The sequence below is a fragment of the Brevibacillus sp. B_LB10_24 genome (genome assembly GCF_046036945.1).
Classification (GTDB): Bacteria; Bacillota; Bacilli; order Brevibacillales; family Brevibacillaceae; genus Brevibacillus_C.
In genome coordinates, this window is the sequence record NZ_JBJQOQ010000019.1 from 21,952 (window position 1) to 47,292 (window position 25,341).

27 protein-coding genes are annotated in these 25,341 nt (G+C 48.2%); 25 read left to right on the plus strand and 2 right to left on the minus strand.

Annotation, left to right across the window (positions count from 1 at the left end):
- Positions 1-15: 15 nt before the first annotated feature.
- The 14 genes from ACI7RC_RS17040 (at position 16) to ACI7RC_RS17105 (ending at position 13,999) form a co-directional block, all read left to right on the plus strand.
- Complete coding sequence (locus tag ACI7RC_RS17040) at positions 16-1,251, plus strand: acyl-CoA dehydrogenase family protein (RefSeq protein WP_408109411.1); 1,236 nt, start codon at positions 16-18, stop codon at positions 1,249-1,251.
- Between the two features lie 29 nt (positions 1,252-1,280).
- Entirely contained in the window at positions 1,281-1,619 is a 339-nt protein-coding gene (locus ACI7RC_RS17045) for an SDR family NAD(P)-dependent oxidoreductase (protein ID WP_408109412.1), read from the plus strand.
- Positions 1,577-2,032, plus strand: coding sequence for an SDR family NAD(P)-dependent oxidoreductase (locus tag ACI7RC_RS17050; protein ID WP_408109413.1), 456 nt, complete (start codon positions 1,577-1,579; stop codon positions 2,030-2,032). The genes ACI7RC_RS17045 and ACI7RC_RS17050 overlap by 43 nt, the downstream gene beginning before the upstream one ends.
- 30 nt (positions 2,033-2,062) lie before the next feature.
- The gene (locus ACI7RC_RS17055; protein WP_408109414.1) at positions 2,063-2,857 is read left to right on the plus strand and encodes an enoyl-CoA hydratase-related protein; all 795 of its coding nucleotides are present in this window, start codon (positions 2,063-2,065) and stop codon (positions 2,855-2,857) included.
- Between the two features lie 18 nt (positions 2,858-2,875).
- Positions 2,876-3,640 carry an SDR family NAD(P)-dependent oxidoreductase gene (locus ACI7RC_RS17060; RefSeq protein ID WP_408109415.1) on the plus strand — a complete coding sequence of 255 codons (765 nt, stop codon included), beginning with the start codon at positions 2,876-2,878 and terminating at the stop codon, positions 3,638-3,640.
- A gap of 39 nt (positions 3,641-3,679) precedes the next feature.
- Entirely contained in the window at positions 3,680-4,459 is a 780-nt protein-coding gene (locus tag ACI7RC_RS17065; RefSeq protein ID WP_408109416.1) for a carboxymuconolactone decarboxylase family protein, read from the plus strand.
- 37 nt (positions 4,460-4,496) lie between these two features.
- Positions 4,497-5,912 (plus strand): NAD-dependent succinate-semialdehyde dehydrogenase, encoded by a 1,416-nt coding sequence (locus ACI7RC_RS17070; protein ID WP_408109417.1) that lies wholly within the window; start codon positions 4,497-4,499, stop codon positions 5,910-5,912.
- 258 nt (positions 5,913-6,170) lie between these two features.
- Positions 6,171-6,380, plus strand: a complete 210-nt coding sequence (locus ACI7RC_RS17075; protein WP_408109418.1) for a tripartite tricarboxylate transporter permease — start codon at positions 6,171-6,173, stop codon at positions 6,378-6,380.
- Positions 6,381-6,604: 224 nt separating this feature from the next.
- The gene (locus ACI7RC_RS17080; RefSeq protein WP_408109419.1) at positions 6,605-7,666 is read left to right on the plus strand and encodes an LLM class flavin-dependent oxidoreductase; all 1,062 of its coding nucleotides are present in this window, start codon (positions 6,605-6,607) and stop codon (positions 7,664-7,666) included.
- A 36-nt stretch (positions 7,667-7,702) separates the two neighbouring features.
- Entirely contained in the window at positions 7,703-8,773 is a 1,071-nt protein-coding gene (locus ACI7RC_RS17085) for a TRAP transporter substrate-binding protein (RefSeq protein ID WP_408109420.1), read from the plus strand.
- Positions 8,774-8,918: 145 nt separating this feature from the next.
- Positions 8,919-9,440: a TRAP transporter small permease gene (locus ACI7RC_RS17090; RefSeq protein WP_408109469.1), complete on the plus strand. Its 522-nt coding sequence runs from the start codon at positions 8,919-8,921 to the stop codon at positions 9,438-9,440.
- A 56-nt stretch (positions 9,441-9,496) separates the two neighbouring features.
- Entirely contained in the window at positions 9,497-10,795 is a 1,299-nt protein-coding gene (locus tag ACI7RC_RS17095; protein ID WP_408109470.1) for a TRAP transporter large permease, read from the plus strand.
- A gap of 180 nt (positions 10,796-10,975) precedes the next feature.
- Entirely contained in the window at positions 10,976-11,917 is a 942-nt protein-coding gene (locus ACI7RC_RS17100) for a phosphotriesterase family protein (protein ID WP_408109471.1), read from the plus strand.
- Between the two features lie 165 nt (positions 11,918-12,082).
- On the plus strand, positions 12,083-13,999 hold the full coding sequence (locus ACI7RC_RS17105; RefSeq protein ID WP_408109421.1) for a sigma 54-interacting transcriptional regulator: 1,917 nt from the start codon (positions 12,083-12,085) through the stop codon (positions 13,997-13,999).
- Positions 14,000-14,401: 402 nt separating this feature from the next.
- Here ACI7RC_RS17105 and ACI7RC_RS17110 read toward each other — a convergent pair whose 3' ends face one another.
- On the minus strand, positions 14,402-14,617 hold the full coding sequence (locus tag ACI7RC_RS17110) for a hypothetical protein (RefSeq protein ID WP_408109422.1): 216 nt from the start codon (positions 14,615-14,617) through the stop codon (positions 14,402-14,404).
- 216 nt (positions 14,618-14,833) lie between these two features.
- Here ACI7RC_RS17110 and ACI7RC_RS17115 point away from each other — a divergent pair, with 216 nt between their 5' ends.
- The 9 genes from ACI7RC_RS17115 (at position 14,834) to ACI7RC_RS17155 (ending at position 22,491) form a co-directional block, all read left to right on the plus strand.
- Complete coding sequence (locus tag ACI7RC_RS17115) at positions 14,834-15,325, plus strand: RrF2 family transcriptional regulator (protein WP_408109423.1); 492 nt, start codon at positions 14,834-14,836, stop codon at positions 15,323-15,325.
- 57 nt (positions 15,326-15,382) lie between these two features.
- Positions 15,383-16,300 carry an NAD(P)/FAD-dependent oxidoreductase gene (locus ACI7RC_RS17120; protein WP_408109424.1) on the plus strand — a complete coding sequence of 306 codons (918 nt, stop codon included), beginning with the start codon at positions 15,383-15,385 and terminating at the stop codon, positions 16,298-16,300.
- Between the two features lie 162 nt (positions 16,301-16,462).
- Positions 16,463-16,564 carry an LPXTG cell wall anchor domain-containing protein gene (locus tag ACI7RC_RS17125; RefSeq protein WP_408109425.1) on the plus strand — a complete coding sequence of 34 codons (102 nt, stop codon included), beginning with the start codon at positions 16,463-16,465 and terminating at the stop codon, positions 16,562-16,564.
- Between the two features lie 81 nt (positions 16,565-16,645).
- Positions 16,646-17,116, plus strand: a complete 471-nt coding sequence (locus ACI7RC_RS17130; RefSeq protein WP_408109426.1) for a hypothetical protein — start codon at positions 16,646-16,648, stop codon at positions 17,114-17,116.
- 187 nt (positions 17,117-17,303) lie between these two features.
- Positions 17,304-18,017 carry a uracil-DNA glycosylase gene (locus ACI7RC_RS17135; protein ID WP_408109427.1) on the plus strand — a complete coding sequence of 238 codons (714 nt, stop codon included), beginning with the start codon at positions 17,304-17,306 and terminating at the stop codon, positions 18,015-18,017.
- Entirely contained in the window at positions 18,014-19,339 is a 1,326-nt protein-coding gene (locus tag ACI7RC_RS17140; RefSeq protein ID WP_408109428.1) for a purine/pyrimidine permease, read from the plus strand. Before ACI7RC_RS17135 ends, ACI7RC_RS17140 begins: the two co-directional genes overlap by 4 nt.
- 603 nt (positions 19,340-19,942) lie before the next feature.
- The gene (locus tag ACI7RC_RS17145; RefSeq protein WP_408109429.1) at positions 19,943-20,224 is read left to right on the plus strand and encodes a vWA domain-containing protein; all 282 of its coding nucleotides are present in this window, start codon (positions 19,943-19,945) and stop codon (positions 20,222-20,224) included.
- 74 nt (positions 20,225-20,298) lie between these two features.
- A complete protein-coding gene (locus ACI7RC_RS17150; protein WP_408109430.1) occupies positions 20,299-21,738 on the plus strand; it encodes a VWA domain-containing protein in 1,440 nt (479 codons plus the stop codon).
- A gap of 141 nt (positions 21,739-21,879) precedes the next feature.
- Positions 21,880-22,491 carry a TcaA NTF2-like domain-containing protein gene (locus tag ACI7RC_RS17155; RefSeq protein WP_408109431.1) on the plus strand — a complete coding sequence of 204 codons (612 nt, stop codon included), beginning with the start codon at positions 21,880-21,882 and terminating at the stop codon, positions 22,489-22,491.
- A 346-nt stretch (positions 22,492-22,837) separates the two neighbouring features.
- Here ACI7RC_RS17155 and ACI7RC_RS17160 read toward each other — a convergent pair whose 3' ends face one another.
- Entirely contained in the window at positions 22,838-23,515 is a 678-nt protein-coding gene (locus ACI7RC_RS17160) for a B3/B4 domain-containing protein (RefSeq protein ID WP_408109432.1), read from the minus strand.
- 137 nt (positions 23,516-23,652) lie between these two features.
- Between ACI7RC_RS17160 and rnhA the strand changes: the two genes are divergently transcribed.
- The gene (gene rnhA / locus ACI7RC_RS17165; protein ID WP_408109433.1) at positions 23,653-24,087 is read left to right on the plus strand and encodes a ribonuclease HI; all 435 of its coding nucleotides are present in this window, start codon (positions 23,653-23,655) and stop codon (positions 24,085-24,087) included.
- Positions 24,084-25,244 carry a tRNA epoxyqueuosine(34) reductase QueG gene (queG, locus tag ACI7RC_RS17170; protein WP_408109434.1) on the plus strand — a complete coding sequence of 387 codons (1,161 nt, stop codon included), beginning with the start codon at positions 24,084-24,086 and terminating at the stop codon, positions 25,242-25,244. The genes rnhA and queG overlap by 4 nt, the downstream gene beginning before the upstream one ends.
- Positions 25,245-25,341: the final 97 nt, after the last annotated feature.

Consider the following 25,341-nt stretch of genomic DNA (forward strand, 5'->3'; position numbering starts at 1 on the left):
ACAGGAGGCACCCATATGAATTTTCATCCATCCGAAGACACCGTCCAAATTATCAGCGGTCTTAGACAATTTATCGATAAAGTCGTTATCCCATTAGAAGAAGACAACGCAGATCTGCTTTACAACGAGCGGAACTACTATCTGGAAAACGGGCGGCGTCACCCTCAGGTAGAGGAGCTGCGGAAAAAAGTGCGGATGGAGTCCGCAAAAGCTGGGTTTTACACCATGTTTGGCGCGGAAGAGCTCGGTGGAGAAGATCTTGGCCCGGTTACTGCCTTGCTGGTACAAGAGGCAATCGGAAAGTACTACTCCAATCGCAAGCTGATCGAAGCCATCGTGATTCCTTCCCCGTTTACAAACGGTTTGACTCCCGTCCTGAAAGGTCTGCGCCAGGAGTTGAAGGACGAATATATCGAGGGGATCCGTACAGGGGAAAAAACACTTTGCTTCGGTTTGACAGAGCCGGATGCAGGCTCTGACGTCTGGGGAATCAAAACAAAGGCTGTGAAGGACGGAAATGAATGGGTCATTAACGGCACGAAGCAATGGATTACCAACTCTCCGTATGCGGATTACTGCATGCTGTTTGCCGTTACCAATCCAGAGCTGCAACAGAAGAGAAAAGGCGGTATCACCTGCTTTTTCGTGGATACCAAGAGCAAGGGCTTCCACGTAGACTCCGTCATTCCGGTCATGGGTGAAATTGGTGGAGACGCTGGTATCATCAGTCTCGACAACCTTCGCGTGCCTGAAGAAAACATCATCGGTGAGCTGGATCACGGGTTTACCAAAGCGATGAACGGTATCAACAACGGCCGCCTCGGCATGAGTGGAAAATGCATCGGTATGGCGCAGTGGGCTTTGAAGCAGGCAGTGGACTATGCGAACATTCGTCAGACTTTTGGCAAAAAGATCGGTGAATACGAAACCATTCAAAACATGCTGGCTGAAAGTGCGATGGATATCTATGCCGCACGCAATATGGCCCTGCACTGCGCCTGGAAGATTGAAAATACGAATACCCAGCCAGTAAAAGAAATCTCCATGGTCAAGGCGTATTGCACGGAAATGATGGGGCGTGTCTTCGATAAAGCGATGCAAATCCACGGAGGAATGGGACTCTCCAACGAGCTGGGGCTGGAGGCAGGCTATCGATTGGCAAGAATCCTTCGCGTCCCGGACGGCACCTCTGAAATTCATCGTCGTACCATTGCCAGAAGTCTCTTAAAAGGCGATTTGAATTTCAGCTAACGCATTTGGAAAAAGGTGGGGAAATCGAAATGTGCAGACTGCAGAACAAGGTTGCCATCGTTACTGGTGGAGCTTCCGGAATCGGGCGTTCCATCGTCAAGAGGTTCGTCGATGAGGGGGCAAAAGTCATTGCGATCGATATTCAAGAAGAGCTGTTGAAGAACACGGCTAAGGAAATCAATCAAAAGGTGAGCGGCTCCTGCATTCCGAAAACGTGCGACGTTACAATCGGTTCGCAAGTGACGGAAGTGATGGATGCGGCCTGGGAAGAGTTTGGGAATATCGAGATTTTGGTCAACAATGCAGGTGGAGGCGGGATCACCTGTTGGAAATCACAGAGAAAATGTGGGACCAGGTCTTCGATTTGAACGCAAAAAGCGTGTTCCTCTTTTCCCAGGCGTTTATTCGGAAGCACATGGAGAGAGGTACCTACGGCAATATCGTCAATATGGCTTCACAGGCTGGCATCGTCCCCACCGAATCGATGAGACCGCACTACAGTTCGTCCAAAGCAGCAGTGGTGGGGCTAACCAAGCATATGTCAAAGGAATTTGCCCCCAGTGGATTCAGGGTGAACGCAGTCGCACCAGGCTATTGCATCAGCGGCGAGCGGCTCCAGAATGTCTGGAAGGATCGAGATGTCAAAACGGTGCTGAAAAATGTGCCGATGGGACGTACCTCAACTCCTGAAGAACAGGCTGCTGCCGTGACGTTCCTCTGCTCTGATGAAGCTTCTTACATAACGGGTGTCATACTGGATGTAACGGGTGGCGGATTCTAACCAGAAAATCGTTATTGGAGGAGAGAAAACATGGAAAAGAAAACCGTATTGGTCGAAAGAAAAGGGCGAATTGCCTATGTAATCCTAAACCGTCCCGAGAAGCTGAATGCGTTGAACAGTCAGCTGCTGCAGGAACTCGACAGCGAACTGTCAGACATCGAAAAAGATGATGAGATCAGCGTGGTGATTTTGAAAGGCAATGGACGCGCCTTTAGCGTGGGCTACGATGTCGGTAAATACTCGTATCCAACCGTGACACAAGATCGGGATAATCTGGAAGAGTTTACGCGAAGATGGCTCCGGGTCTGGGAATATCCAAAGCCTATCATTGCACAGGTTCAAGGCTATGCGCTCGCAGGAGGAACCCAGCTTTTGGCATCCTGCGACATCGTGGTCACGTCGGAGGATGCCGTGTTTGGCTTTCCGTCGCTGCCTCTCGGTGGCGGGTTTGTCGGTCTTTATTGGGGATGGCATGTAGGCTACCAGAGAGCCAAGCTACTGGATCTGACAGCAGGCAGCCGAATCAGCGGCAAAGAGGCAACCGAATACGGTTTTGCCGCTTGCTGCTTTTCCGCTGACGAGATCGAGGAAAAAACGCTTGAGATCGCTCGCAGGATTGCGAAAACGCCCCTCGATATTTTGAAGCTGAAGAAGAAAGCACACAATCGCATCATGGAGCTGCAGGGCTTCCGAACAGGTGTCATGTACGGACCGGAGCAGGATGCCATCATTCATACAGCTGACGGAATCAAGCTGATGCGAAGCAAGATTGACGAGCTGGGTTTAAAAGCTGCGATTCAGTGGTTCAATGAACAAGAGGTGTAAACGATTGGAGGGCTGGTAGTGAATTTGTTTGAAGGGCAAGTTGCGATTGTCACGGGTGGAGCCAGAGGAATTGGCGAGGCCACCGTTCGGCTGCTACTGGAGCAGGGAGCGAAAGTAGCTATATTCGATTTGCTGGTGGATCGTGCAAAAGAAAAGTTTGCAGACGTTTCAGATCGCGTCATGCTCCTTCCCGTTGATATTCGAAATTTCGCGGAAGTAGAAAAGGCTGTCGAAACGGTAGGAAGCACCTGGAACCGGATCGATGTCTTGGTCAACAATGCAGGCGTTCTCGAGGATAACTTCATCGAGCAAGTGACAGAAGAAGCATGGGATAAAGTCATCGATGTCAATTTGAAAGGAAGCTTTCATTGCTGTAAAGCCGTCACTCCCTACATGAAGAAGCAGCACTACGGCAAGATTGTGATGCTCTCCTCTCTCGCAGCATTGGGAGCAACGGCCAGAGTCAACTACGCTTCCGCCAAAGCCGGGATTCAAGGTATGACACGTGCCCTGGCGCTGGAGCTCGGACATGACGGCATTTATGTGAATGCAGTTGCACCTGGTTTTATTGAAACGGACATGAGCCAAGTATCGAAAGCGTTTGCAAGTAATCGAGGAATTGCCGATTTTGATTCGTACAAGAACGCGATCATAGCCAAAAACCCCATTCAACGGGTAGGTCAGCCAGAGGATGTAGCGAATGTCATCGAGTTTTTGGCATCGCGGAAATCGGATTATGTCACCGGCCAAATTATTTATGTTTCGGGGTCACCAGGCCTGTAGGAGGTCAACACCCACTTTTCTGTGAAAAGGGTTGGTAAAATGGCGCAAAACAACCAAGCTAAGCAAACGCTGGCGGATGATTATCAAAAGGAAATGGGCCACTGGAACGCGACCTTGCAATATTTGGTCGAACATGACGAGAATTTTTTCGAAATTTACAAAACATTCGTAACGATTCCTTACAAAAACAATGGACTGGACGCAAAAACACGCGAACTACTGCAGGTTGCCTTGAGCGCCTCACCTACCAGTCTGCATAAAGAAACGCTCGAAATTCACATGAGAAATGCCATTGCGCAAGGGGCCACGGAGCAGGAGATCTTCGAGGTACTAAAGGTGGTCAGTGTCCTAGGAGTTCATACCTGTGCAGTAGGTGTCCCGATTCTGGTAGAGGAACTGGGAAAAGATCAGGAGCATCCGAAAGAGTGGACTGACAGCCAGAGCAAGAGGAAGGCAAAGTTCATCGAAACGATGGGATATTGGAATGCCTTTCGAGAGACGCTGTTAGACAATGACGAGCACTTTTTTGACAGCTATTACGATTATCTCACCGATCCTTGGCACAGCGATATCCTCTCACCGAAATTGAAAGAGTTTATCTATATCGCCATCGACAGCTCCACCACCCATTTATTTGAAGCCGGGATCAGAGTGCATATTCGCAATGCGCTGAAATACGGGGCAACCTTTGAAGAAATCATGGAAGTATACAAACTGACGAGTGCCCAAGGAGTCAACACCTTCTATGTGGGTATCCCGATTTTGCAAAGCATTCTTTCCGAGATGCGTGAAGGAAATCCCAAAAATGAAAGCGATTGATTCGTACTGCTGACAACTATTGAAAGGAGCTTTGGACATGTATATTAATGGAGAATGGATCCAGTCCAGCAAGGAACTGAACGTACATAATCCCGCCAACGGTGAGCTCGTCGGGGTAGTTCCACTCGTTGGAGAAAAAGAAACCCTTCAAGCTATCGAAGCTGCTGAACAGGCATTTCCCTCATGGTCCGGTTTATCGGCAGAAACGCGAGCAAATTACCTGCAAAAAATCGTCGAAATATTGATGCGGAAAAAAGAGCATCTCGCTTCGGTGATTACGAAAGAAATGGGAAAACCCATTACGAATGCCAGAACAGAAGTCGACAGTACGATCGCATTCTTCCGGTGGTTTGCGGAAGAGGCGCGGCGAGTTTACGGCGAGGTGATTCCAGCGGCGAGCAATAAGAGGGTTTCGGTCATCAAGCAGCCAATCGGCGTCGTAGCAGCCATCACGCCATGGAACTTTCCGCTGTCAATGGCGGCAAGAAAGCTGGGACCGGCCCTAGCTGTTGGATGCACAGTGATCTTGAGACCGTCTCGAGAAGCACCGTTGTCGTCCGTCGAGCTGATCAAAATTATTGATGAAGCCGGAATTCCGAGAGGCGTCGTCAATCTCGTAATCGGCGGGGCAGCGGAAATCGTAAATCCAATCATGGAAAGCAAAGTGGTCAAGAAGGTTTCCTTTACTGGTTCTACCCAGGTAGGAAAAGAACTGGTGAAGCAATCAGCCGACACCTTGAAGCGGGTTTCCATGGAGCTCGGTGGTCACGCACCCTTCATCGTATTCGAGGATGCAGACATCGATCTGGCAGTGGAAGGAGCCTTGCGGAGTAAATTTACTTCCGCAGGACAACAGTGCATTTGCACGAATCGCCTCTACATTCATGAATCCGTTTATGAGGAATTCGCTGAAAAATTTGCCCAGAGAGCAAAGGCGCTCAAATTAGGGGACGGAATTTCGGATGACGTACAGATTGGTCCGCTGGTCAATATGTCTGCTGTCGTTAAGGTGGATCAACATGTGCAAGACGCAAAAACAAAGGGCGCAGAAGTGCTGTGCGGGGGAGAGCGGGTACAAGAGGGTGCGTTTTGTAAAGGCTCCTTCTATTCTCCAACCGTCTTGGCCAATGTGACGGAGGATATGCTCATTACCTATGAAGAAACGTTTGGACCAGTAGCTCCGCTGATGAAATTCACGTCCGAGGACGAAGTGATCAAAAAAGCGAACCATGCGGAATACGGGCTGGCAGCTTACTTCTACACCAAAGATATATCACGCATGTACAGGGTAAGTGAACGGTTGGAATACGGGATGGTCGGCATCAACGACCCGTCGCCATTCTCCGTGCAATCTCCATTCGGCGGCATAAAAGAGAGCGGAATTGGCAGAGAAGGCGGCCACCATGGAATTGAAGACTATATCAATTTGAAAACCTTATCTGTTCAAATTTGAAACGAAAGACTTGCATGATTAAAAAATGACTGATATCAAGGCGCACAAGTATCGTTCCCAATTTTTTAGAAGAATTTTGGACGATACTTGTCTTTTTGCCATCAAATCTATTCTGACAGGGCGATTTGAAGAAGAATATGACTGATGGCTTTTTCTTTTGACCTACCTTTCTCCCAAGCGCTGAAAAATTTCCGGATAAGTGTAACGGGTTATTCATCAATCTATGTATCAGGAGCGATTGCGGACGAGAGGACCTGATTGAATCAGACTAACAATCTACGAACAGGAGGATGTGCTTCCCGATTTACTTTTGGGTTCATTGAATTGATGGAAGGGATCGGTATCATTGCTTTGCTAGTAGGTATGTTTGCATTTACAGAGCTTTTCTTTATGGTCAACAATGATTTAAAGAAAAGATATGCTGCAGACTCTAACGATTTAAGAACGAAATTGACTTACAGGGCCTAGTTAATCTAAAGATTCTATTCAATCTTGAAACACATACGTCTCGTGTTTGAAACTACGTCAATCAGGGAGTAGGTAATCAAACGAAAAACGAAAGCAATAAATGGCGATTTATAGGGGAATTAAGCAACACTTGTCAGGCTTCAGAAATATTTTAAATTTTGGCACGATACTTGCTTTAACTAGACGTTGGATAAATCCTACTACGATATGGAGTGTATGCTGAGATGGCAATTTTGGGAAAAGATATGACGTTTGGTTTGTTCTTTTTGAATTCGGTGGCCCCTTGGAAAACAGATGCGGAGGAATTGCGGGACGGTTTGGAGCAAATCAAACTGGCAGATAAACTTGGCTTTCATTCCGCTTGGATCGCAGAGCACAACGCCCGTCTCTACGGTGTCGTGAGTTCCACATCCGTATACTTGGCAGCTGCTGCAGCTCAAACATCGAATATTATGCTTGGTTCTGCGGTATCGCGTTTGCCTCTGCACCATCCTTTGCAATTGGCCGAAGATATGGCACTGGTCGATATCATCAGCAATGGGAGATTGTACTTGGGCGTTGGCAAAGGTTACGATGCATTGGAGTTTGAAGCGTACAATCTCGATTTCGAAGAGCGCCATGAAAGATATCTGGAATCGCTGGATATTTTGACGACGGCATTGAAAAATCAAAAGGTGACGTACTCTGGAAAATTCTACGACATTAAGGATATCCCCGTTTATCCGAGACCAACTCAACCTGGCGGACCACCAATTTTTGTAATGGTGTCAGGAAACGATGCATCGATCATCAACGCAGCCAAACAGGGCCACTCCTTCGTACTCGGTGGCATCACCAATGAAGACACCAATCACAAAATTGAGTTGTATAAAAAGACAGCTCTCGAATCCGGATTATCCCAAGAATTTGTTTCCAATGCTGTTGCAAGATCCGGCAAGCTGCTGTTCTGCTATGTAGCGGAGACAACTGAGCAAGCTCAACAAGAATACAGACAAGGTCTGGAATGGTATATGAGCGAGCGCGACAATCGTCCGACCTTTGGAGTGATTACTCGTGAACGCAATGTCGATTACGACCGTTTCCTCCAATCTGAGAATACATTGGTCGGTTCCCCAGAAAAAGTCATCGAAGATATCGAGCGCTACAAACGGCAAACAGGCCTTAACAATATCATTTTGTGGATGAACATCGGCGGGCAGCCTCAAAAGCAAGTATTCAAGTCAATGGAGCTCTTTGCAGAAAAGGTCATGCCTCATTTTGAGGAGAGCGAACGTCTAGTGAGATGAAATTAAAGCGGTTACATGAAGATAGGGGGCGTGTTCATGAAATACAGAAGGCACATGCTAGGATTATTCTCCGCTCTATTCTTGTTAGCGGGCTGTTCTTCATCAGAAGGGACGTCAGGAGCCACTGGCAGTACGGGTAAAGTCTATGAACTGAACCTGAATGTCTCGGCAGGTCCTGTTCATCCGTTTACGAAAAACGTAGCGGAACCTTGGGCCGAAATGGTAGAGAAGGAAACTAATGGTATCGTCAAGGTGAATGTTCATCCTAGCGCTGCCTTAGGACAGCTGTCCTCTGCGTACGAAGATATCAAATCAGGAGTGTATGAAGCCGGGCAAGTTTCTCCCGGAAGACATGTCGATACTGACATTTTCCCACTAACGATTGGTGATATCCCGTTCCTAATTGAAAGTCCAGCCGTTGCAGAAAAAGTATTGACAAATTTTGTGCATAAGTATATGCAGGACGTTTTTGTTGAGGGGACGTTTATGTCCATTTCGGCTACAGACTCATTCCAGGTGTACAGCAGAAAGCCCATTCATACCGTTGCTGACTTGCAGAATATGAAAATAGCGGATACGGCTGCAGAAAGAATCGCGTTGTTAAAAGAACTTGGGTCGGTTCCAGTCTCCATTAACAACACCGAACTGTACGAGTCCCTCGAGAGAGGCATTGTCGATGGAGTAGCCTACACTTCCGTTGGTGCGAATGGCTACAAGCTCGACGAAGTTGCCCCCTATATGACCAAGATAAGCTTGGGGGCGACAAATTTAATGTTTATGATCAACACCGACTTTTTAGAAAGCTTACCGGAAGATATACGGAAAATGTTTATCGAAAAATTTGGACCTGAGTACTCCCACCTGGTTACGAAGCTGTATACCGAAAAAGCAGCTGAAGCGATTACTACATTTGAGGATAAAGTAAAGGCAAAAGGCGGGGAAGTCATTACACCGACTGAAGAGGAAATGAAGGCGTTTAAAGCTCCCGTCAAAAAGATCATGGAAGAATGGGTGCAAAAAGCGAACAAAAGAGGATATCCAGGGCAAGAAATGATGGATTACTTTACATCTCAGTTAAAAGCGGAAGGCGTTGCGATTCCGGAATAATTTTCATTAGGGCTTCCTGACCATGCGATAGGGGGAGCCCTCCTATTCCTTTTCAGCAAGAAAAGGAACCGAACCTCGTGCAAACGCTTTCTCACAAGATGTTCATCATGTTCGTACAGATTTATCGTACCAGGGAGGTTTTGTGATGAGGATTATATCTACGATAGTTACAAGATTTACCCAATTCAACAAATGGCTCGCTTATGCTTCACTCATTGCCATGATGATCATTGTGGGGATTTGTGCGATCACCAGGGGCTTTGGTACTCCGATCATTGGAGATATCGAGCTGGTGCAAATGACCATGGTTTCCCTGATTGTGGGGGCGCTAGCCTTTGCCGAAAAGGAAAAGGCACATATTGAGATTGGGATCATCGTCGACCATTTCCCTATGAGAGTGCAATACTTCCTTGATCTCGTTTCAGCCCTGTTAAAAGGGACATTTGCCTTTTTGGTTGCCTATGTCTTTATCAACAAAATGAATTTTGTTGAAGCATCAGTCCTGCTCAGGGTGCCGTTCTTTTATTTCAAAATCCTGTTAATTATTGGTTTTGTAGGGTGGGGACTAGAGTCTATCAGACAGACTGTAGAAAGCGTTCATCTGTTAACCGGGAAAAAGGAAACGGAGATGGTTCAAGAAACCGATAGGAAAGCGGAAGCGTTGTGAATGGATGTGGAAGTAGGGAGTAGTGAAATAGGATAGTGGGAGGAATTACTTTGAGTGTGACTATCGGGGGCATCGTACTCATTGCCGTTTTCGTGCTGATGTTTTTGAGAATTCCAATTGTGGTTTCCATGGCAATTCCAGCTTGTGTCGGCATCCTCGCGTTAAAAAGTGACAGAGCCTTATTCACCGCGATTGAGAGTATTCTTTGGGAGCATAGCTACAGCTACTCCCTAAGTACCATTCCTCTGTTTGTTTTAATGGGTCAGTTTTTATATGTGGCTGAGTTTAGTGATGAATTGTTCGCAGCCTTTAGAAACTGGTTTGGTCGACTAAAGGGTGGTCTCGGTATCGCTTCGATCGGGGCATCCGCTATGTTCGCCGCTTCTTCCGGATCTAGCTTGGCAACGACAGGAACGATTGGAGTTGTTTCCTCAAAAGAGATGCTGAAGGCGGGGTATGCCAAAAGCCTGACTGGCGGCTCGATTGTAGCAGGGGGTACACTTGGGATCCTCATTCCGCCGAGCACGATGTTTATTATCTATGGAATGATTACAGAGCAGTCGATAGGAAAATTGCTCATGGCAGGGATCGTTCCTGGGATCTTACTGACGATCTTCTTTATGCTCACCATTTACATCAGTATTCTGATCAAACCTGACTTGGTCAAGGGTCAAGTGAATACGACTGTTTCTTGGAAGGAAAAGGTACAGTCCTTAAAGGCAAACATCTGGATCATCCTCTTATTTATCTTCGTGATGGGCGGCCTCTACGTCGGCCTGTTTACTGCTACAGAAGCTGCCGGATTTGGAGCGCTGGGATCTTTCGTTATCGCTTTGCTCCGCAAAAAACTGACCTTCGCGAATTTCTCGGAGGCTATTCTCAGCACGGTAAAGACTACCGGCTTTATCTTTGCCATCGTTATGGGAGCATTCTTGTTGAACTTTGTTTTAACAATCACTAGGATCCCTAATCTTCTAGCAGATTTCCTCTTTAGTCAGGATTTATCGTCTACCCTGATCTTCATGCTGATCGTGTTCATGTACCTCGTCTTGGGTGCAATCATGGATACGATGGCGATGATTGTCGTAACGCTTCCCATCATCTTGCCGATTGTCCAAAAGCTCGAATTTGACCTCGTTTGGTTTGGGGTGATCATCGTGCTTCTGGTGGAGATGGCGCTTATCTCACCGCCGGTAGGGATGAACTGCTTCGTTTTAAAGGGTGTAGTAGAAGAATTGGATCTGAAATCAATCTTTAAGGGTGCTTTTATCTTTATGGTACCGATCCTCGCATTGATTGGGCTTTTGTATATCTTTCCGGAAATCGCTTTATTCTTACCTAACTATGTACAATAAAAGTAGTTTATGGCATGCTAAAGTATAAGCTGAGTGAATTTTCCATTAAATTAAGCTGTATTGAATCAGATGACTTGACGATTCAATCAATATGTGGGCGCGGAGGACAAAGAAGCAATCCCTTTGATCCTCCCCTTTCTTTTCGTAATCGATAGATGATTGATAGTGATGGAGGGAGCTATGAAACTAATACAGTCTGTAACGGGTCCGATTGAAGTTAACCAATTGGGAAAAACATTGATTCATGAGCATTTGCGAACTAGGGCAGAGGAAGTAGCGGTTCAGTTTCCTCATTTGTATGATGCCCAGGAAGAATACCGATTGGCGATGAATCAGGTCGTGGGCGCTCGAGAGCATGGCGTGAAAACCATTTTTGATCCAAGCGTCATGGGGCTGGATCGAGATGTTCGATTTATGAAACGGGTTTCGGAAGATTCTGGCGTACAGATTATTGCGGCTTCCGGAATCTTTACCTTCCATTATTTGCCGACCAGATTTATGTCTAATGATATCGATTTCATGGCAGATCAATTTGTACGAGACATTGAAGTGGGAGTACAAAACAGCGAGATTAAAGCAGGGTTTTTAAAATGTGCAACCGAGGTCCAAGGGGTGACTCCGGATGTAGAAAAAGTGTTACGGGGGGTAGCTCGCGCCCATCTTCGCACAGGAGTACCGATCATGACCCATTCGGCTCCTTCCAAAGAAACCGGCTTGCTGCAAATCGAAATTTTCGAGCAAGAAGGAGTGGATCTGAGCAAAGTATTGATCGGGCATTGCGGAGATACCGACAATCTCGACTACATCGAAAGAGTCCTGGATAAAGGAGTTTTCATCGGGATGGACCGTTACGGTATTTCTACGGTTCTGTCTACGGAAAAAAGAAATGAAACCGTTTGCGCTTTGGTGAAAAAAGGGTATGCAAACCGTATGTTCTTGTCTCAAGACTATTGTTGTACAACGGACCGTTATAAACCGGAACACTTGAAGAAGGAAAAGCTACCGGACTGGTCGATGACGTTCCTTTTCGACGCTGTAATCCCTGCCCTGATCGAGCAAGGCGTTTCGGAAAACGATATCCACCTCATGATGCACGAGAATGTAAAGCAGTGGTTGCGCTAAAGAAAGGCAAGATCGGAACATGATTCAAACACCCCTCCTGGATCGAGGAGAAGACGTTGGCAGGATAAGATCGGCATACACAGCCAGATGCGGGAGGGGAACCACAGATGCTTGATTCCCGTTATAAATTTGGGGGAGGCAATCATTTATGGAAGGAGGGTGAATATGAAGCTGTTTGTTAGTGGATTTTCACCTTTGGATCAATACGTCGAGGACGAGATCAAAATTAGAAAAGCCAACATACAAGGACTCGTGGTGCAGCGGCTCGAGTCCACAGACATCCTGAAAAATCCGACGTACATTCAAAAAGACGATGTCCTAATTTGCGGCGCGACCATCTACGAGGTTTTTAAAGAAATCAATGTCAGAGGACAATTGGTTCCTTTGCGCGTTCAAACTGCCGATTTTCTAAATGCTCTTACGCAAGCGGCCAGAGTAGGAAATGAAATCAACATCATCAATTACAAAGAAATCTTTTTGAAGAACGATCCTTCCGAGCTTGAAAAGGTCTTTGATATAAAAATTAACCAGTATTATTATAAAGACTCCGAATCTGCAAACATGTTAATCGAAGAGCTTGCACAAAAAAACCAAAGCATCGTCATTGGCTCCGGTTTAATTGTCTTAAAAGCGATCTACAGAGGCATGAAGGGATTTATTTGGTACGGAAAAGAGAGTGTAAAGCTGGCAGTCGATATTGCTTTCCACATCCTGTCGGCACGTTTTGAAGAGCAGAGCAATAATATCCGGCAAGAATACATCCTCGATCATTTTAATGAGGGTGTAATAAGCTTGAATGCATTAGGAAGAATAATCCAAATCAACCCGAAGGCGATCGAGCTGTTAGAGCTGCAAAAGTACAGGGATTTACGTGGTGTCAGTATCAAGGAAGTCGAAGAACTCGATTTCATTTCCAAGCACTATGAAAATAATAATTACTTGAAAGACAAACTGCTGGAATACCGGAACAAAACGCTCTATTTTAACTCTTTTCCCGTTGATGTGAAAGGCAGTAACGACGGTTCTGTCATTCTCATTTCGGATGCAGCGGATATCCAGAAGCACGAGAAGAAAATCCGCAGAAAGCTGTATGATGATTCAAACAGCGCTATTTATGAATTTGAAGATATTGTAGGTAAAAGTGAGATCATGCAAAGGACGAAGCGCAAGGCGCAAAAGTATGCCAAAACAGATGCGAACGTACTCATCATCGGTGAATCCGGTACAGGAAAAGAGCTCTTTGCCCAGAGTATTCATAATGCAAGCATGCGATCGAAGGAACCGTTTATCGCGGTAAACTGTGCAGCCATACCAGAAAACCTGCTTGAATCTGAATTTTTCGGCTATAGCGAAGGGGCTTTCACAGGGGCTGTGAAGGGGGGAAAGCCTGGCTTGTTCGAGCTTGCCCATAAAGGAACGGTATTTTTGGATGAGCTGGGGGAGCTTCCCTTAAGCATGCAATCAAAATTATTGCGTATTCTCCAGGAAAAGGTGGTACGGCGTATCGGGAGCGCTACTTCGATCCCGATTGACGTCAGAATCATTGCAGCAACAAATGTGAACCTTCTTGAACAAGTAAAGCAAGGAGGGTTTCGCCTGGATTTATTCTATCGCATAAGTGTCCTTAATCTCATTCTCCCTTCCTTAAACGACCGAAAAGAGGATTTGCCGGATTTGGTACTCTCCTATACATCTCGCAAGTACCCTGACTTTATGAAGATCATTCAAAAGTGTATAGCCGATATTACCGAGTTGTTGGAGGAGTATTCATGGGATGGAAATATACGGGAACTGGAAAATAACCTGGAGCGTTTGTTTACTTACCTAGAGAATCCCGAAACCATAACAAAACGTGATGTCGTGAACAACCTGGTCGAGACACTCGACGATAATAATTTTGTCATCACGAATCGTTTTAAAGACAACGATTCCTATCAGGATATTCTACGAGAAACGGAAATCAATACCATCAAAGGCGCTCTGCAGAAAACGAACGGGAACAAGAAGGATGCTGCCAAGTTATTGGGAATCAGCAGAAGTACCTTATGGAGGAAATTAAATGAAACGGATCAGTCGAAATAATCTTATTTCAACTGTTGGAGGAGATTTCCTAAAAGACAAAATAAGAACTGTCAAAAAGATCTGAAATGTTTCCGAGATTCATCCCCTTCCTCTGCAGGTAGGGGATGAATCTCGGTTAGGCGAAGCCTACATGCACTTGTCTATTGCCTGAGTCGTCCATCGTCAAAAAATGCTGTCTCATTTTCTAAGAGAGAGACGACTGACGGAGTTTTTTGTGGTATGATGGGAATGTACGTTCNCTCGGTTAGGCGAAGCCTACATGCACTTGTCTATTGCCTGAGTCGTCCATCGTCAAAAAATGCTGTCTCATTTTCTAAGAGAGAGACGACTGACGGAGTTTTTTGTGGTATGATGGGAATGTACGTTCCCATTAAGGTGGTGGTCCTTCGTGCAGATCACGTTTCAGTTTCGTCTCGATCCGACTTCCGAACAGGAACAGCTCGGGGCCGTGATCGCATAAGCCACTGCATAACTGACATACAGTAGCCCGCCTGAATGCAAAGGCATATCGGTCGTTGCTGATATTGCCGGCAAGAGCGGTACGGTGGCGATGGAATCAAAGCCGACTAAAAAAGAGCAGAGAGCCAGCACAGGCAAAAGCCAAGCCGTCGTCGTCATTAAGTAAACCTCCCGGAAATATAGTTAAATGATATATAGTTAATTAAGAGGATCGCAACATCTACCGCTGATGCGATATCTGGTTTCGCCCTGACACTTGCAGACGAAGAATAGCAGATTGCAGAACAAGTATGTTATTGCAAATTGGATTCGAATCGAATATTATGGATATTGCAGGTCCATATTAAGAACAATCTTGGGAAGGGAGGGGGAGACATGCAGTTCTCTAAAAGTACAGATTACGCCCTGCACGCCTTACTTCATTTGGGTCACTCGGAGCGTGGCAACAACATCGGAATCAAGGAATTATCTGCGATACTTGGCGTTTCCGAAAGCTATTTATCCAAAATCATGTCCAAGCTGAGGCAGGATGGAATCGTACGCGCTGTGCCAGGGGTCAACGGCGGCTACGAGCTTGCACGGCCGGCCGATCAGATCACTTTTCTTGATGTGATTCAAGTGATTGAAGGAAGACAGCAGCTGTTCGAATGCTCGAATTCGAATTCGCGGCAGCATCAGTTGCTAGCTGAAGAGGGAGCTGCAGAGCGGGATCAGAAACAGGAACGTCCAAGAATGAACGGATGTCTGGTTGAGAAAGTGATGAACGGCGCGGAACAGCATCTGCACCAATATTTGCGGGAACACACGATCCAGTCGGTACTGGATGAGGCGCTCAAGCGTTGCAACCATGAGGTAAACAAGAAGTGATGCACTTCTTGCGCTTTAATTATGGATATTATAGATCTATGGAGGTGTAAGATGAGAATGGAAAAACAACTTCTTGATGTGGCGATTATTGGCGGAGGACCGGCAGGATTGAACGCCGCCCTCGTACTGGGGAGGGCGAGAAAAAACGTAGCGGTGATCGATGAAGGCCGCCCCCGTAACGCGGTGACTCGCGAGGCCCACGGGTTTCTTACCCGCGATGGAATAAGCCCTAGTGAATTTCGACGAATTGCGCAGGAAGAGATCAGCGCCTATCCCTCTGTGTCTTTCGTGGCGGATACGGCTGTGTCGATTGCGGGAGAGGACGGTCAGTTTCATATTGCGACTGCGCAAGGAAAAACCTTTGAGAGCAAAAAGGTGCTATTTGCCGTCGGTATGAAGGACCGGCCGCTGGACATTCCAGGGCTGGCGGAGGTCTATGGGAAAAGCGCCTTCGTCTGCCCGTATTGCGATGGCTGGGAATTGAGAGACGAGCCGCTTGTCGTCATTAACAAGGGGGCTGAGCTTATGCACTTCGCTCCTTTGATATCCGGATGGTCGAACCGTTTTACTATCTGCACGAACGGCCCCGATGAGCTTACGGACACGCAGCGCGAGGAGCTCCTCCGGCATCGTGTCCCCTTATTCGAATCGCCGATCCAGTCCATCGACTCGAACGACGGGATCGTGCGTCAAGTGGTTCTCGTAGACAGGACGACCATTCCATGTAGGGGGATCTTTTTTAAACCGGAGCTGGTTCCGGGATCGGACTTGCCGCGAGCCATCGGATGCCACCTTACGGATACAGGAATGGTTGTCGTCGATGACTTCGGGAAAACGAATGTTCCGGGGGTCTACAGCGCCGGGGATGCGGCATCGCGAATGCATCAGGCCATTGCTGCCGCCTCTATGGGCGCATTTGCTGCCGCAGTCATAAACAATGAGCTGAATATGGAGGCCTGGAGTCGAAACGGATGACGATTTTTCCGACAGCGAGCTCGTCGAGTTCGTCCTTGGTCTGTTCCTCTGGGAGAGCCTGTAGAAGGGCCGCTGAAGCCGGGAACGGAGCCGCTGTCGGTTGAATCGAAAGGCGGAAGCGCAATAACGGAAGCGAAAGACGGAGCGCAGCATCCGAACAGGTTGCCCAACACCGCGACGAATCTCTATAACCTGGGATTCCTAGGAGCGATCTCGTTGTTGGCAGGCTGGTTGCTGCGAAGAAAAGAGAGCAAGGAGCAATAGGTCGGCAGCCATAACAGAGAAGAAAACACTTTTCTTCGGGAAAGGTGTTTTCTTCTGCTTTAATATGGAGGGGAATTGTGTATGCGGAGGAAAGCAGGGACGCTTCTGATGGCGATTGGCATGTTCGTCGTTGCGATCGCCATTTTCCAATATTTTGAACATCAGATCAAGATGAAACAAGCTTTGGCAAAGGCAGAGGCATTAGTCGCGTCCTCGCCAATGGAGGATACTTTTGCTGCGGAACTGACCGCCTCCTCTGCTGCGTCCTCTGATTCCCTTTCCGAGCGGCCCGAATTTAGCCCCAGCGAGAACGAAGTTATTGGAACGCTGCTAATCCCGAAGATAAAGGCTGAGCTGCCGATTATAGAAGGTACGGATAAGGAAATGCTTAAACAAGGCGTCGGACACTACCTTACAAGCGCGTTTCCGTCGGAGGGGGAACAGGATCGTATTGTCCGGACATCGCGATACGGTTTTTCGGGATTTTGCCAAGCTGAAGTTAGGGGACCGGTTCATCGTCAAGATGCCGTACGGTACATTCGAATATCCTGACATCTTCTCCATATTGAGATTTTGCAAAGAAAGGTTTGTATGATACAATAGTTTCGGAAGATTTTTTTCGTTGTTACAAGTTTTTTTACCTCCCGCATAATCAAGTGATACGACAGTTGTGCGCTTTTTCGCTTACGCAGCGGGAGGGCGTATTATTTTTTGGGCAGAAAGGGCGGGGGGAGAGCGTATGCGCAGGCCTGAAGACGCGTTTCCTGACTTGTATCGGCGTCTGACGTCGGATGGATACCGCAGTGAGGATGTAGGGAAGGCTGTAGAGACGACCAACCGGATCGTCATGCTGGAGAGACTTCGCCGATATGTATTGCAATGCACTGACTGCCGCTTTCATCAGACTTGCCACTACCGCGTCCCGGGAGTGGGAAACAGCAGCAGCCGCTTTATGATTGTCGGTGAGGGGCCGGGCGAGGACGAAGATGCTTGGGGGCAGCCGCTGGTGGGGATTAGCGGTACTTTGCTTTCGCTTATCCTGGAAAAGTTGGGGATTGCCCGTGAGCAGCTCTACATTACGAATGTGATGAAATGCCGCGTAGTGGATGATGCGGGCCGCAACAAGACGCCTACCAGCGAAGAAACTCATCCTTGCCGCAAGTTTTTGCACAGGGAATTCGCGCACATCCGGCCTTATGTCGTACTCGCGCTGGGTAAGGTAGCCATGCAGCACTTTTTTCCGGAGCAGCGATCCATATCAGCCGTTCGCGGCAAAGCGCTGGCTTACGAAGGGGCTTTTGTCATTCCTACTTGGCATCCGTCGTATATTTTACGGCAGACGGGTGCAGATCTGCAGCGGGCAAAGCGCGAAGCATGGGGTGACTTTCAACAGGCGTTCCAGTTGTATCATCAGCTCCGCCAGAAAGAAGAGAACAGGGGAGAAACAAGATGAAGTATTCGCTATATGATCGGCCGCCGATGGGGGTTACGTTTTTATCTTCCCTGCAGTGGCTGATCGTGACCTTGTCGACAACGGTTGCGATTCCGATCGTTGTCGGCAATGTCTTTGGATTAAATCCGGAAGAGATCGGACGCTTTATGCAGCAGACGATTTTTTTTGTGGGATTGGCGTCGCTCTTGCAAGCTGTCATTGGACATGGCTATCCGATGATCGAAGGGCCGGCCGGCATGTGGTGGAGCATCTTTCTCATACTGGCGCAAATTGGCGCGGGAATGGGGTTATCTCCGAGCCATATTGGGCAGTCTATTGAACTGGGGCTGATAGTTGCCGGCGTACTGTTCATCATTTTGGGGGCGCTGCGGTGGATCGGTAAGATTCAGCAGTGGTTTACGCCAACCATCACCGGGACGTATATGATCTTGCTTGCTGTTTCCCTTTGCACCACTTTTGTGAAAGGCATGCTGGGCATCGACTTTCAGCAGTCCCAGGTTGTTCAGCCAAAAATCGCGATTGCATCGATCGTGATCATGGCGCTTGTGGTCTTATTTATGCGAATTCCGAAAATAACCAGCTACGCCGTGCTGCTTGGCATGGTGATTGGGTGGATTGGGTATGCGCTGCTGGGTTGGGCCGAGCCCGTGAGGCCGACGAGCGAACTGGTCGTCTGGCCCAAATTGTTTTTCTGGGGGCCGCCGCAGTGGGATGCCGGTATCCTGCTGACAAGCGTATTGACCGGTTTTGTCCTGTTGACCAACCTGATCACCAGCGTTGTCGTGTTGGGCCGGGTTACAGGCAAGGAAGCGGGGTTAAGAGAGTTTAATCGCGGCGGTGTCTTTACGGGTGTTTCCCATTTACTGTCAGGTACGTCCGGGGTAGTCGGGATGATTCCGCTCTCCTTGTCTGCAGCGGTGATTGAAACCACGAAAATGGCAGCACGCCTGCCGTTTATCGTGGCCATGATCGCGATGATGGCGATCGGTATTCTTCCCGGCGTGTCGCATTTCCTGGCGTCAATTCCGACGCCTGTGGCGTACGCTGCGATGTTTGTCACCTATACGCAATTGCTCGGTTTTGGCTTAAAAGACTTTACCCGTGTGCAGATGAATGAGCGATCCATCATCGTCATCGGAAGCTCGCTGCTGATCGGGATTGGCGTCATGTTCGTGCCGACGGAGGCTTGGAAGACGGTCCACCCGCTGCTGAGCTTTCTGCTCGGAAACGGGCTGCTGCTCGGGGTATTGACCGCCTTGCTGCTCGAACATGTCGTATTCCGCCAGCCGAAAGCAAAAGAAAAAAACGGCCCTGCTCAATGATAGGATCCCCTCATAGTAGACAGGAAAAACAAGACCCTCACCCTGTCTATATATGGGGGGATTTCTTTGATCTCAGTGCTCTTCAGCTCCAAGGGGTAAAGCACTTCTAAGCTGTAGGGCCTAGGGGAGTATGTCCGGCACACAGAAGGGGATAGGTAATTGTTCCCGATTTTTCAGTTCCTCGCAGGAAAACAGACTTTCTTGGAGAATAGACGACAAAGTGACTTCCATCTTCTGGGTTTTCCTGTTTCCTCACTTGAAAACTTCCCCGTCGGGGTGAAGTCCTTTTTTATGTTCACAAAACCTTGTGGATCAACGGCTTAGATTTCTGAAAATGGCTCAAGTATGAAAGTGATGATGCAAAAACTCGTACGTCAAGGTGCATGGTATGGTGCTCCGCAGAACGAGAAAGGTGCTCAAGCTGTAGCGTGGGTGGATCGCGCTGGCTGGGGTTGTCAAATTGTTCACCATACTGTGAAAAAGCCAATGGATGGAGGGGATTTTGCCTCCACCGTCTATCTACATGGTTGCTTGTAGTCCGGATGAGAGCAGCAATCCATCCCCAAGTCGGCAGCATGACAGAGAGAGCAGGCGGAAAGAGCAATGAAGGATTTCAGTAACTTACCCGGAGATAAAAATACCAACATCATTTACCTGGTCAGTGACGGGGTTGAGACTTGTGATGGCGATCCGGTGGAAGTGGCAAGAAAGTTGGCTTCCTCGGATATCACGCCTATCGTTAACGTGATCGGATTTGGAACAGTTGGTCAAGGACAGCAGCAGTTAAAGGCTGTAGCCCAAGCAGCGGGTGGTTGTTTTGTGTTGATTCAAAATCAGGAAGAGCTGCAGAAGGAGTTCGACCAAACAAAAGAAAAAGGCCGATAAGTGGCGGCAGTGGAGAAGTACGATCAAAATGTAAAGAAGTAAAAATTCTCATGGGAGTGCTAGGGGATAGGAAGATGAGGAAATATAACCGATTTGCAGCTATAATTCTGGTATTCAGCTTGCTTAGCCTGACTGCGTGTTCGTCAGTATCGCAAGAAGCAAAGACTGACGAAGTCCAACAACAGGCAGCGGACCCGACAGCTGCGGATACTGTTGATGAAGCTGTTTTGGCTTCGACAAAACCGGAGTCTGAACAAGCTCAAGGGCTAAGTAGAGAAGCAAAAATAAAGAAGTTGCAGTCCCTGATCCCGGAGGGTAGAACTAAAATCCCTCAATCCGCACAAGATTTTGTTGACTTCCCGCCAGGCTACTATGCTGGCAAGACCATTTATGAAGCAGAAGAGGAAATCAATACGAAGCTTCGCCAGTTCCCAAACATCGAAAATCCGGACCAAGAAATAATCGATATGTATTTTTTGGCGCTGCTTGGCCTATTTGCCGAAGATTATCCAGATCCTATGGACATCATAACTGAGATCAAGCTTGCCTCTTTTGGCAGTCCGGAAATCGATGATCCCCGCTATAAACCAAAGGAAAACTACAATGTGGAGATCATCCTGGATGCGAGCGGCAGCATGGCGGAAAAAGCAGGCGGAAAGACGCGAATGGAAGCTGCTAAAGAGGCCATTGCATCATTTGCCGAATCGTTGCCTAAAGAGGCCAATGTAGCCCTCAGGGTATATGGCCACAAAGGCAGCGGCAAGGAGTCGGATAAAGCACTTTCCTGTGGAAGCAGCGAACTGGTATATGGGATGGAGCCATACAATGCAAACAAAATGCTAGAAGCCCTTTCTCAGTTCAGACCTGTAGGATATACACCGATCGCGTATTCGTTGCAGGAAGCAATGAAAGACTTTCGAGACTTCCCTGGTGAGAAGAATACCAATATCATCTACTTGGTCAGCGACGGGATCGAGACGTGCGGCGGTGATCCGGTAGAGGTTGCAAAGCAGTTGGCATCTTCAGACATCACCCCGATTGTCAATGTCATCGGATTTGGAACGGATGGAGAAGGACAGCAGCATTTAAAAGCTGTGGCACAAGCTGCGGGTGGACGATTTGTACTGATTCAAAATCAAGAAGAGCTGCAAAAGGAATTTGAACAGGCTCAGGAAATCGCGGACAAGTGGTGGCAATGGAAATCTGATTCGTCCTATGAAAGTTTCTCAGCCCATCTCGATCAGTCATTGGATATCCTAAGATTTAGCATGGATTGGGTAGCCAAGTCAAATAATGAAGATTACAACATATATAGTGCGTTACAAGAATTAAGCTACAGGGATACCCTGCCAAAAGAAATTATTGCTCCATTATCGAAAAAAAGGCAGGAACGTTACAAATTAGTTCAAAGACATGAAAAGGAACTAGAAAACTTACTCAATTCCGTAAGTAACAAATCATACAAAGAAGCAGTCAAGGCAATAGATGAGATCTACAAACGAAATGTGAAGTAATTATTTCCTTGGAGTCTACGCGCAAAAATCTGTTTATGGATCAGATGCAATCGAAGGAGTCGCTAGAGAGGCAAGCAAAATGAGAAAATACCACAGTTTTATAGCGGGAATCCTGCCAATCGAAAAGAAGGGGAAGCTAATATGAAAAAGATTCTTTTTCTCTTGACCTTTACCCTGGTCTTGACAGGTTGCGGAGGGAAAGAAAGCGCAGCACCAGATGCGTCGACTGTGAATGCACAGCCTAACCAAAGCGTTACGGATCCTGTCCAGGCAGCTTCCCAGGAAAATCCGCAAGCGGGAGATGCAGGGCAACAACCATCGGCAGCGGAACCACAATCTGCTGAAAAGCCTGAAGATACGGAACTACAGGGTGATGATGCGAAGGCAGACACCTTCCACGTGGAAAACATTGTATCCAGTTATGAAGACTTGATCATCGGTGCCGTTAACCAAAAGGATTTTTCTTACGTGAAAGATTTCTTGTTTCCAGACAGCCCGGTCAATCAGGAACAAGAAAAGCTGATCGAGGAATTGGGGAAAAAAGGGATAAGTCTCAATCTGATTGAATCCCGCATCGAAGACATCAAGGAATCGGATCAACGGAATGAGTATCTTGTAGAAGTGGTAACCGAGCTGGAAATCACGAAAGCAGACGAAACGAAAACGAAAAAGATCAAAAAGGCGTATACGGTCCTTTCAAAAGACAACCACTTGTATATAAATGAAATCAAGGCGGATCAAACTTATGAATAGTTCTTTGTACGAAAGGATTTTAGCGACAAACCCTCCCGCGGGGAAGCGACACTCAGCATACGCGAGTATCACATTCGTTTTCCGGGCGAGGATGGTATTGAAACGACTGCAATCGTGAAAAAGATCATTTCCAAAAAAAAGGAAAGAGGCAACCGAGTTAGAATTGCAGGCGGTAGGACAGAACGAGGTGAAACTGGGGTCTGATGGCGCTTCTTGCTCGGAAACGGGCTGCTGCTCGGAGTGCCGACCGCCTTGCAGCTCGAACATGTCGTATTCCGCCAGCCGAAAGCAAAGGAAAAAAACGGCCCTGCTTCCAATTAGCAGCGCCTTTTTTCTTTTTTTATCGCTAGGAATTGGCTCTGACTGCATCAGCAAAGACGACTTCGCCGCCGTTGATCTCGGTAAACATGCGCGCTGTCGAACCGATGATGTCATCCTGCTGCTTGACTGACAGCGCCGGATGAAAGAAGATGACCTGAAATAATTGGCTCGCCCCGTCCATGACAGATGTACGGACGGAATCGACGATGGGACTGCCGAATGCGCCCTCGTCGTCAGACAGCAGCAGTTTTCCCTGCATCTGTACCTCGCGGCCGTTCAAGGCTTCATAGGTGTCCGTCTCCGTACCCAGGCGGCAGACGACTTGCCCCGATAATTTGCTCAGGTCGTAAATGCCGTAGGGAAGGGCGTTATGGATGGACAAAAAGTTATTTACGTCCACGGCGGAGTTGACCCAGTGAACGGGATTCCCTTGGATCAGCCGTCGCAGCAGCGCTTCCGAAGAGGGGCGGTAGCGGGAGGGGTCGATGCCAAGTCGTTTAAACGCTGTCCGCCACTCGCGGACCCCTTCTATTTCCGTCAGCTTGGACGGTTCGTATTCGATCCGAAGCGACTCGACGAACAGATTGATCCGTCCCCGCAGCATTTTGGGAGATTCAGTGAGGGCGATATCGGAGTAGTGAATGACGCCAAGCGAAAAGTCCGGCAATTTGTCTAAAACTTCAGGGGAGATCGTGACCTTCAAAGGTATCGCTCCTTTCCTAAAAAATCCATTTGAAGGTTAGTATAGCACAGTCGTCCCAAACCCGCGAAAATCATTTTGTGAAAGCCCTTATCGTTCAGTACAATAAAGATAAGCATAGCCAGGGAGGAGTACAAATCATGAAAGATGTGACGATCTATACGGATGGCGCTTGTTCCGGAAATCCCGGCCCTGGCGGCTGGGGGGCGGTGCTGTTCTACGGACAGCATAAAAAAGAGATGTCGGGTTCAGCGGAGAACACGACCAACAACCGGATGGAGCTGCAGGCAGCGATCGAGGCGTTGTCTGTTTTAAAGGAACCATGCAAGGTGACGCTGTACAGCGACAGCGCTTATCTGGTGAACTGTTTTGCCCAGGGCTGGTATAAGGGCTGGGTGAAAAACGGCTGGAAAAACAGCAAAAACCAGCCTGTCGAAAATCAGGACCTGTGGAAGGAACTGCTGCGACTGACAGAGGTTCACCAGGTCAGCTTTATAAAAGTAAAAGGCCACGCCGACAACGAATGGAACAACCGCTGTGACGAGCTGGCCACGGGGGCGATCCGGCAGACGTGACCACATCAGCGTATTGGGAGCAAACCAAACAAGCGATTATTGCCTACGCCAAAGAAATCGGGATCGATAAAATCGGCTTTGCCAGCGCCGATCCGTTCGTTGAATTAAAGGAGCGGCTGGTGGCCCACCGGGAGAAAGGATACGAGTCCGGTTTTGAGGAGCCGGACCTGGAGAAGCGGACGGTGCCGGAGCGGAGCCTTTCCGGGGCGAAGTCCCTCATCTCCATCGCACTGGCCTACCCGTCCAAGCTGGAAAACCCGCCAAAATCCGAGCCGGGCGCTTACCGCGGCATTCTCAGCCGTTCGGCATGGGGGACGGACTACCACCATGTGCTGAGAGACAAGCTGCAGCTGCTCTCGGCGTACATCAAGCAGCTTGAGCCGGCTGCAGAGGTAGAGTCGATGGTGGATACCGGCGCCCTGTCCGATCGGGCCGTGGCGGAGCGGGCCGGGATGGGCTGGGTCGGGAAAAATTGTGCGCTGATCACGCCGGAATACGGTTCCTGGGTCTACCTCGGAGAACTGCTGACCAATTTGCCGCTGCCGCCGGACACTCCCGTAGAGGAAGGCTGCGGCGATTGCAACATCTGTGTGGAGGCTTGTCCGACAGGGGCGCTGGTACAGGGCGGACAGCTTGACGCTCAGAAGTGTGTTTCCTATCTCACCCAGGTAAAGGACTTTATACCTGAGCAGTACCGCGCAAAGATCGGCAATCGTTTGTACGGCTGCGATACTTGCCAGATGGTTTGTCCGAAGAACCGGGGCAAGCACTTCAGCCAGCATCCCGAGTTCTCCCCGGATCCCGAAGTGGCAAAGCCGCTGCTGCTGCCGCTCTTGACGATGGGCAACAAGGAATTTAAAGAGAAATTTGGCACCTCTTCTGCATCGTGGCGGGGAAAGAAGCCCATTCAGCGAAACGCGATTCTCGCACTGGCCCACTTCAAGGACCGCAGTGCAGTGCCGGAGTTGATCCGCCTGATGGAAAACGATCCGCGCCCCGTCATTCGCGGGACTGCGGCCTGGGCATTAGGAAAAATTGGCGGCGAAGAAGCGAAAGCAGCACTGATCGAAGCCGAGGGACGAGAGCAATCGGCAGAAGTGCTGGAAGAAATCCGCAAGGGATTGTCTTTTTTCGAAGAAACGACTCTCCCCCGTTAACCGTCCAAGAGAGTAGCTGGCCTAAAAAAATTAGTCCGCAAGAACAAGGACGAACAAAGGCGCTCCGACATGATATAACAGGGGTAAAATTCGGAAG